Origin of the sequence: Gordonia sp. GONU, assembly GCF_024733855.1 — a bacterium.
GTDB classification, from domain to species: Bacteria; Actinomycetota; Actinomycetes; order Mycobacteriales; family Mycobacteriaceae; genus Gordonia; species Gordonia amicalis.
In genome coordinates, this window is the sequence record NZ_JANRHB010000020.1 from 72,737 (window position 1) to 80,844 (window position 8,108).

General features: G+C 65.9%; 8 protein-coding genes. 6 read left to right on the forward strand and 2 right to left on the reverse strand.

Annotated elements, in window-relative coordinates; genetic code table 11:
• Positions 1 to 2 precede the first annotated feature (2 nt).
• A complete protein-coding gene (locus NWF34_RS17190; protein ID WP_258325621.1) occupies positions 3 to 818 on the reverse strand; it encodes a tyrosine-protein phosphatase in 816 nt (271 codons plus the stop codon).
• A 435-nt stretch (positions 819 to 1,253) separates the two neighbouring features.
• Between NWF34_RS17190 and NWF34_RS17195 the strand changes: the two genes are divergently transcribed.
• The 6 genes from NWF34_RS17195 to NWF34_RS17220 all read left to right on the forward strand — a co-directional run bounded on the left by NWF34_RS17195 (position 1,254) and on the right by NWF34_RS17220 (position 7,606).
• Positions 1,254 to 1,391, forward strand: a complete 138-nt coding sequence (locus tag NWF34_RS17195; RefSeq protein ID WP_157753357.1) for a hypothetical protein — start codon at positions 1,254 to 1,256, stop codon at positions 1,389 to 1,391.
• A gap of 108 nt (positions 1,392 to 1,499) precedes the next feature.
• Positions 1,500 to 2,231 carry an ATP-binding cassette domain-containing protein gene (locus NWF34_RS17200; RefSeq protein ID WP_258325629.1) on the forward strand — a complete coding sequence of 244 codons (732 nt, stop codon included), beginning with the start codon at positions 1,500 to 1,502 and terminating at the stop codon, positions 2,229 to 2,231.
• Between the two features lie 5 nt (positions 2,232 to 2,236).
• Positions 2,237 to 4,201, forward strand: coding sequence for a YhgE/Pip domain-containing protein (locus NWF34_RS17205; protein WP_258325622.1), 1,965 nt, complete (start codon positions 2,237 to 2,239; stop codon positions 4,199 to 4,201).
• Positions 4,202 to 4,312: 111 nt separating this feature from the next.
• Positions 4,313 to 5,722, forward strand: a complete 1,410-nt coding sequence (locus NWF34_RS17210) for a glutamate decarboxylase (RefSeq protein WP_006435184.1) — start codon at positions 4,313 to 4,315, stop codon at positions 5,720 to 5,722.
• Between the two features lie 95 nt (positions 5,723 to 5,817).
• Positions 5,818 to 6,492 carry a hypothetical protein gene (locus NWF34_RS17215; RefSeq protein ID WP_258325623.1) on the forward strand — a complete coding sequence of 225 codons (675 nt, stop codon included), beginning with the start codon at positions 5,818 to 5,820 and terminating at the stop codon, positions 6,490 to 6,492.
• Between the two features lie 67 nt (positions 6,493 to 6,559).
• Positions 6,560 to 7,606, forward strand: a complete 1,047-nt coding sequence (locus NWF34_RS17220; protein WP_258325624.1) for a helix-turn-helix domain-containing protein — start codon at positions 6,560 to 6,562, stop codon at positions 7,604 to 7,606.
• Between the two features lie 19 nt (positions 7,607 to 7,625).
• Here NWF34_RS17220 and NWF34_RS17225 read toward each other — a convergent pair.
• Positions 7,626 to 8,108, reverse strand: a 483-nt coding sequence (locus NWF34_RS17225; RefSeq protein ID WP_309148645.1) for a glutamate ligase domain-containing protein, incomplete at its 5' end; no start/stop codon positions are given.

Sequence of the window (8,108 nt, forward strand, 5' to 3'; positions counted from 1 at the left end):
TGTCACTGGTCCAGATAGCGCGTCCGAAGTGTCTCCGGGACAGCGGGATCCAGGCCCAGCCCGTCGCGGAAGTAACCCTCGACGTCGCCGTACTCGGCGGTCATCTCGTCGAACGCACCCTCGAGGTACTGCCGCCGGACGCCGAGAATCGCCGACAGGATGTCCGGATCACCGCCGGCCTTCTCGAAGGACGCGAAGACCGGATGCAGTGCCGGGATCAGTTCGTCGTTGGTGAGTAGGTAGTCCTCGAAGACCTCGTCGCGACCGACGCCGAGCACCGTGAGGAACGTCGCGGCGCCCCAACCGGTGCGGTCCTTGCCGGTCGTGCAGTGGAACAGTGCCGCTCCGGGTCCGGTGGGCTCGGCCAGGGCCTCGAAGAACTTCCGGTAGGCCGTACGGGCACTGGGTAGGTTCACGATCTGCCGATAGGTACCCACCATCATCGCTTCGGCCTGCCCACCACCGAGGGCCTTGTTGGCCTGGGCGACCATCGCCGGGTCGGCGAACACTTCGTTGAGACGGGCCGGCATGGCGGTCGACGAGTCGGCCAGGACGTCGAGGTGGGTGTCGGTCACGCCCGGCAGGTCCGGGTCGGGTGCAGCGTCCCGCTCTGCAGCGGTACGGAAGTCGTAGACGGCCGTGATCCCCAACGCGTCGAACTCGGCCAGGTCATCCCCGGCCAGCCGGTGCAGCTCGGTGGACCGGAACACCAGGCCGGCCCGCACCCGGCGTCCGTCGGCGCTCGTCCAACCGCCGAGATCCCGGAGATTCGGCACAGTGGCGAGCGCCACGGCATGAGCATGGGTGAGATCTGTCATGAAAAGAGATTCTGACAGCCCAATCCGATCGGTCGTCGGCGACGAATGTCTCGAGTGCTCAATATGTGCCATGAATATCCGACCGACGATCCCATGAGGCACTCTGATGACGTTGGGTCGACGAGAAGTTGGCCGCCGGTTTACCGATACCCGCGAGTAACAGTAATATCGTGCCGTCTTGGGAGATGACTCACAGATGGCCTTTTTCTTCCCTGGGAAAGTGCGTAACAAAAGCGCAGCCCATGCGATTCCGGTCACATCATGAGGATTGCCCCCGATCACCCCAAACGTGCTGTTCGCAGGAGGTGGCGGGCAGTGATATCCGAACCTCGGCGGCGTTACAGGGCGTCCAGGTGAATTTCGTGCCATGATCCTCCACGACGGCCTGCGCGGTCGCATTGAAAAGCCGGATATTCCTGGGCTAAGTTCCCTTTCATGTCCAGCAAAGTGGCGGTTCACGGTCGCACAATCATCCGAAATGTACGGGTATTCGACCGGCCGTCCGAAGGACTGATCAACGGCACGGACCCACTGACCGAGGGCGACGCCGAGCGGATCTTCAAGAACCTCTGATTCAACCCCTGCCTGCCGTACTGCCTTCCGGCGGTACGGCAGGCAAGTCGGTTGTACCGACCCCCAAGAGAAAGTTGGACGATGTGGTCTTCGGATCGGGCGGCAGCGATGCATGACGCCCCGGAGCCTGGCGGCACCCCCTCGGACGCAACCCTGATCGAAGCCCGCGAACTCTCCGTGGATGCTTCCTGGGGCCACATCTACGGTCCGGTCGACCTCCGGGTCCGCACCGGCGGAGTCACGGTCCTCGCCGGGCCGGAGGGCCGCGGCCGAACCGCACTGTTGCTCACGCTGGCGGGTCGCATGCGCCCGACGAAGGGCGAGTTGGTCGCCTTCGACCGCTCGAACGACGCCCACCATCTGTTCAAGAACGCTGCGGTGGCATGGATCGACGAGGTCGACGACATCGAACAGACCATTCGCGTCAGCGACGTCATCACCGAGCAGATCCGGTGGTCGGCACCTTGGTACAAGTGGGTCACGCCCGCGCTCGAGGAAGACCTCGAGCGCATCTGCCGACCCGTCTTCGGCCCGTACCCCCTGCCCGCGATGGAGTCGTTCGTCGAAGAACTCCCCGAACTGACCGCTGCCCTCTTCCGTATCGCGGTGGGCAACCTGCGACGTCCGCCGCTGCTGGTCGTCGGCGGGGTGGACAACCTGACGCGAAGCCAGAACCAGCTTCACCTGATGGACCGTCTCGTGGACCTGGGCCGCACCCAGACCGTGATCACCGCCGACATCAACGCCGTGTCCCCGGCCGGCGGTGTCCGTGACGTCATCGGTGTCCACAACCTCACAGATGGCCAGTTCGTCGGCCTCGAGCACGAAGATCGGACGTAGAGAACATGTTTGCCGCATTCTCGCCGGGCAGCGACATCAAGCGCTACTACCGGGGCCGGATGCCCCGGCTGGCGCTCGTGGTCATCATGCTCATGCCGCTCCTGTACGGCGCGATGTACCTGTGGGCGTTCTGGAATCCGTTCGCCGCCGCCGACAAGATCCCGGTCGCGCTCGTGAACGAGGACACCGGCGCGGTCGTCGAGGGACAGAAGCTCGACGCCGGCGCCCAGGTCGCCGCGGGGCTGATCGAGTCCAAGCAGCTCGACCTGCACGAGGTGTCCGCTGCCGAGGCGGCCGACGGCGTCGCGCACGGCAAGTACTACTTCTCGATCACCCTGCCCGCCGACTTCAGTTCGGCGATCGCGTCACCCACGAGCGACAAACCGCGGTCGGCGCCGCTGGTGTTCACCTACAACGACGCCAACAACTACCTGGCGACGATCATCGGCCAGGACGCCGCGCAGCAGGTCGTCAACAAGGTCAGCGCACAGGTCGGGGCCCAGACCTTCGACATCGTCCTCAACGACGTGGGAACCGTCGCGGGCAAGCTGACCACCGCGGCGGACGGCGCGAACGAACTGGCCGCAGGCCTGAAGACCGCCAACACGGGTGCTCAGGAGATCGCCACCAACCTGGTGACCGCGAAGAACGGCGCCGCCGAACTCGCCGGCGGTCTCGGCGAACTCGACTCCGCACTGCTCCGCGCGACCGACCCGCTGCTCGCGGCGATCGGCAACGGGGATCAGACCGGCCTCACCGCCGCGGAGGTGAGCGCGGCCGCAGATCGCCTGGCCCGCAACGCCGGAGCCGCGTCGAACGAACTCACCACCGCGGCGAATCAACAATCGCAGGCCAGCAAGGGACTGGAGTCGGTCATCGCCCGGCTCGGCGCCTCCTCGGACCCCGCGATGCGTGGTCTCGCCGAAGCCCTCAACCCGGCGCGGCAGTTCCTGCGCACCAACGGTCTCGGACCGGATGCGAACAATCAGCTCACCCAGCTGAACAGCGATGCCACTCTGCTCTCTCAGCAGCTCGGCAATCCGAACAGCCCCCTCCGACTCGGTCTCACCCTGGTCGAGAACGGCGGCTTGCGCAACGACATCATCGCCGCACGCGGTGCCGCCGACGAATTGAAGAGCGGTTCCGCCGAACTCAGCACCGGTCTCGGTGAGCTGAGCGCGGGCGCCGACCAACTCGCCGGCGGCACCGAGCAGTTGGCCGCGGGCTCGGCCGAACTGGCGTCGGGTCTGGACGAGGGTGTCAAGGCCCTCCCGTCCTGGAGCAGCGAGCAGAAGAAGGAGATCGCATCGACGCTGGCGCAGCCCGTCGAGTTGCAGGAGGACTACACACACGAGGCACCGACCTTCGGGACCGGTTTCGCCCCCTTCTTCATGTCCCTGGCATTGTTCGTCGGCGGCATCATCACGTGGATGCTGCTGACGCCCTTGCAGTCCCGCCCGATCGTGCAGGGCTTCTCGTCGCTGCGCGTCGTATTGGCCTCGTACGCACCCGCGTTCGCCATCGGCTTCATCCAGGCGACCGTCCTGTACTCGGTGGTCACCTTCGCCGTCGGACTGCGAGCCGAGTACCCGATATCCACGTTCCTGTACCTGTTGCTCGTCGTCGCCACCTTCATGGCGATGATCCAGATGTTCAACGCCGTGTTCGACGTGGCAGTCGGACGTGTTGTGACACTGGCATTCCTGATGATCCAGCTGGTCTCCGCGGGTGGTATCTACCCCGTGCCGACCACGGCCACACCATTCCAGTACATCCACTACGTGGACCCGATGACCTACACCGTGGAGGGCCTCCGACAACTCACGGTCGGCGGCATCGACTACCGATTGTGGCTCGCCATCGGCGTCCTCAGCGGTATCACGGTGGCCTGCCTGCTCATCTCGTCGTGGGCCGCCCGCCGAAACCGCCAGTACACGATGGACCGTTTGTATCCGCCGGTGGAAGTCTAGGGAGGTCGTGACAGGCAAGCCCCCGTGACTGTCGTCTACCTCGAGTAGATCGCTTCAACCGCCCCATTTCCGGTATTGAGCGCCTTAGCATCTGAACACCAGGAGGAATACATGACACGCAAATCGACTTCACATGCCCGCACGAACACCAACATCGGCGACAACCTCAATCTGCGTACCGTCTTCACCCGCCCGGGTGAGGCCACCGATCTGCCGAAGTTCTCACTGGCCGACGACATGCTGCTGCCGGAGACCGCCTACCAGATCGTCCACGACGAGGCGATGCTCGACGGCAACGCCCGCCTGAACCTCGCGACCTTCGTCTCGACCTGGATGGACGGCGAGGCGAAGAAGCTGTACTCCGAGACCGTCGACAAGAACATGATCGACAAGGACGAGTACCCGCAGACGGCGGCCATCGAGGACCGCTGCTGGAAGATCCTCGCCGACCTGTGGCACAACCCGGACGTCGACCAGGCCATCGGCACCTCGACCATCGGTTCGTCGGAGGCCTGCATGCTCGGCGGCCTGGCTCTCAAGCGCCATTGGCAGGCCCGCCGCAAGGCCGAGGGCAAGTCGATCGAGAAGCCGAACCTGGTGCTCTCCACCGCTGTCCAGGTGTGCTGGGAGAAGTTCTGCAACTACTTCGAGGTCGAGCCGCGCTGGGTGCCGATCAGCCCGGAGCACATGGTCCTCGACGGCCACGAGCTCGAGAAGTACGTCGACGAGAACACCATCGGTGTCGTCGCGATCATGGGTCAGACCTACACCGGCATGTACGAGCCGGTGAAGCAGATCGCCGCCAAGCTCGACCAGATCCAGGCGGACACCGGCCTGGACGTGAAGATCCACGTCGACGGCGCGTCGGGGGCGATGATCGCACCGTTCTGCCAGCCCGACCTCGAGTGGGACTTCCGCGTCGAGCGCGTCGTCTCGATCAACACCTCCGGCCACAAGTTCGGTCTCGTCTATCCCGGCGTCGGCTGGATCGTGTGGCGGGACACCGAGGCACTGCCGGAGAGCATGGTCTTCCACTGCAGCTACCTCGGTGGCGACATGCCCACCCTGGCGCTGAACTTCTCTCGTCCCGGCGCCCAGGTGCTGCTGCAGTACTACCAGTTCCTGCGTCTCGGCCGTGAGGGCTACCGCCAGGTGCAGCAGGGTTCGCTCGACGTCGCGCAGTGGCTGTCGTCGCAGATCGCCGAGATCGACGCCTTCGAACTCGTCAGCAAGGGTGACACCATCCCGGTGTTCGCGTGGCGCCTGAAGTCCGGTCACACCGACAACTGGAACCTGTACGACCTGTCGGATCGCCTGCGCATGAAGGGTTGGCTGGTCCCCGCCTACCCGATGGCCGACGATCTCGCCGACCTGACCGTCCAGCGCATCGTGGTCCGTGCCGGCCTCAGCCACGACCTCGCCCGCGCCCTGATCGCGGACATCCAGACCGAGGTCGAGTTCCTCGATCGTCTCGAGGGCCCGATGCCTGTCGAGGGCGATCGGTCGCACTTCCACCACTGATCGCCGAGCCCCTCGGCGATTCGGATCTCCTGTCCCCGGCCTGGCATCCCCTTCCAGGCCGGGGACGCATCGTCGCATACACAGACAGGTAGAAAATGAGCATTGCCGCGTCATCCCCCAGGCGCAGCGAGATCTTCATCCCGACACTGAGCAAACAGTGCTGGGGCTTCATGATCGGTTCGGCGTTGTTCGCGCTGGGCTCCGCACCCGGTTTCGGCTCCTGGGCAGGGGCGGCGACCGTCAACATCTGCTACTTCGTCGGTGCCTGGTTCTTCACCGCCGCAGGCCTCATGCAGCTCTTGCTGAGCGGCCCGGTGACCACGCGCGTCGACTACGGAAACGGCGTCATGGTGCGGGCCGACTGGCTCTCGGCGGCAACCCAATCGCTCGGCACGGTACTGTTCAACGTGAGCACCACCGCCGCCTTGACCGCACACGCCGTTGTGTCGCAACGCGATCTGGTCTGGGCGCCCGATGCGGGCGGGTCCATCGCCTTCCTCGTCAGCGGCTTCCTCGCGGTCCGCGGATACCGGCATGCACACCGCTTCTTCGATCCCGGAGCTCGTTCCTGGTGGTCGGTCCAGATCAATCTCCTGGGCTGCATCGCGTTCGGGGTCGCGGCCGTCGGCTCCTACATCTCCGAGGCCGGCGTGACCGTCGACGCAATCCTGGCGAATGTCGGGACGTTCATCGGTGCGATCTGCTTCTTCCTGACGTCCTTGCTGGTCCTGCCGGCGTGGGACCGCAGCACTTCGGGTGGGTCGGTATGACCCGGACGCACACGCACCGGCTATCGCCCCGTCCCGGCCAGGGCGATCCCGCACCGGGGAGCCGGCGATGACCGAGTTGTTCCGCGACAACGGCTCGCCTCCTCCACTGCCGCCGCAGATGATCGAAACGTGGGAGCGCCGAGTCGGCGTCCACCGCAGCATCATCCAACCCGAACCGATCAGGCTCAGCGGCCCCGAGGGTATGCGCCACTACGGGCAGCACGTCGAGGTGCACACCGACGACCCCGACTCCTTCGACTCGCTGATGTACGTTCGTCAGCTGTCGATGATCGGCACGTTCTGCAGCCTCCACACCCCGCTGCAGGTTTCGCGGAACCCGCGCCTCATCGACGAGCAGCCCTCCGAGGACCTCGTGATCGGGGTGCACACCCTGGAGGGCCGGCACATCATCCGGCAGGGGTCGCGCGACTTCGCGTACGGGCCTGGTCAACTGGCCTTCGTCAGCAACGCGTCGCCGTATCTCGAGCGGACCTTCGAGATCAATGACCCGGCCGGGCTGGTGATCCCGCTCGAACTCCTGGGGAACCAGCGCCGTATCGCCGAACGAGCACGCCGGCCGGTGGCCTCTCACACACTGTTGGCACGCGCCACCGCGTCGTTCATCCTGCAGTTCGCGTCGGACACCGCGGTCGGCGTCTCCGAGCCGGATCCGGACACCGAGATGGCCGCCATCGAACTGGTACGCGCTGCGCTCGGACAGCTCGACTACGACAATCGGCAGATCACCGACAACGCGCTCTTCGTGCGTGAGGCGGTCTCCGACCTCATCGAGCGTCATCACCGCGACCCGTCGTTCACGCCGAACACGATCGCCCGCTACCTGCACATCAGCCGTCGTCAGCTGTACCGGCACTTCGAGGACACCGAGGACTCGCTGGCCGCGCGCATCGCCGACCGTAGGCTGAAGACCGCCTGCGAGCTCCTCCGAACACGTCCCGACTTGGCGGTTTCCGAGGTGGCGCGGATCTCCGGCTTCCCGTCGAGTCCCACGATGCGCAACCGCTTCCGAGCCGAACTCGGGCTCGGTCCGAGCGAGTATCGCGCCCGTGCCGTCGCCGAGAACGAGGCGACGGGAACCTGGGACCGCGCGTGAGCGACGGCTGAGGAGGCTCTCAGCGCAGCAGTGCCTGGGCCACCCGCTCCAGAGCCGCGACGCGACTCCCCTTGACCAGCACCGCATCTCCCCCGGCGAGTTCGCCGAGCGCGGCAACCGCCTCGTCGACGCCGGAGGTGTGGCGCGCGGTGTCGCCGTAGTTCGGTTCGTCGACCGCGATGACCTCGATGCCGAGCTCGCGTGCCTCCAGCGCGATCGCGAGGTGCTGCCCGGGCGAATCCGCGCCGAGTTCGGCCATCGTGCCGAGGACCGCGACGCGTCGTCCCGCCGGTAGCGCGGCGAGCGACTTCAGCGCCGCCGACATCGACGTCGGGTTCGCGTTGTAGGCGTCGTTCAGCACCGTCGCGCCGTCCGAGGTCTTGGCGAGTTCCATTCGCAGACCGGACAATCCAGCTGCCGACAGACCAGTCGCGATGTCCTCGATCGCCACTCCGAGGCCGCCGCCGGCGGCGGCCGCCGCGGGCGCAGTGGGAAACAGGTG

Coding starts and splice junctions, on each gene's coding strand:
- NWF34_RS17190 (WP_258325621.1), bottom strand. CDS start 818: ATGACAGATCTCACCCATGCTCATGCCGTGGCGCTCGCCACTGTGCCG.
- NWF34_RS17195 (WP_157753357.1), top strand. CDS start 1,254: ATGTCCAGCAAAGTGGCGGTTCACGGTCGCACAATCATCCGAAATGTA.
- NWF34_RS17200 (WP_258325629.1), top strand. CDS start 1,500: ATGCATGACGCCCCGGAGCCTGGCGGCACCCCCTCGGACGCAACCCTG.
- NWF34_RS17205 (WP_258325622.1), top strand. CDS start 2,237: ATGTTTGCCGCATTCTCGCCGGGCAGCGACATCAAGCGCTACTACCGG.
- NWF34_RS17210 (WP_006435184.1), top strand. CDS start 4,313: ATGACACGCAAATCGACTTCACATGCCCGCACGAACACCAACATCGGC.
- NWF34_RS17215 (WP_258325623.1), top strand. CDS start 5,818: ATGAGCATTGCCGCGTCATCCCCCAGGCGCAGCGAGATCTTCATCCCG.
- NWF34_RS17220 (WP_258325624.1), top strand. CDS start 6,560: ATGACCGAGTTGTTCCGCGACAACGGCTCGCCTCCTCCACTGCCGCCG.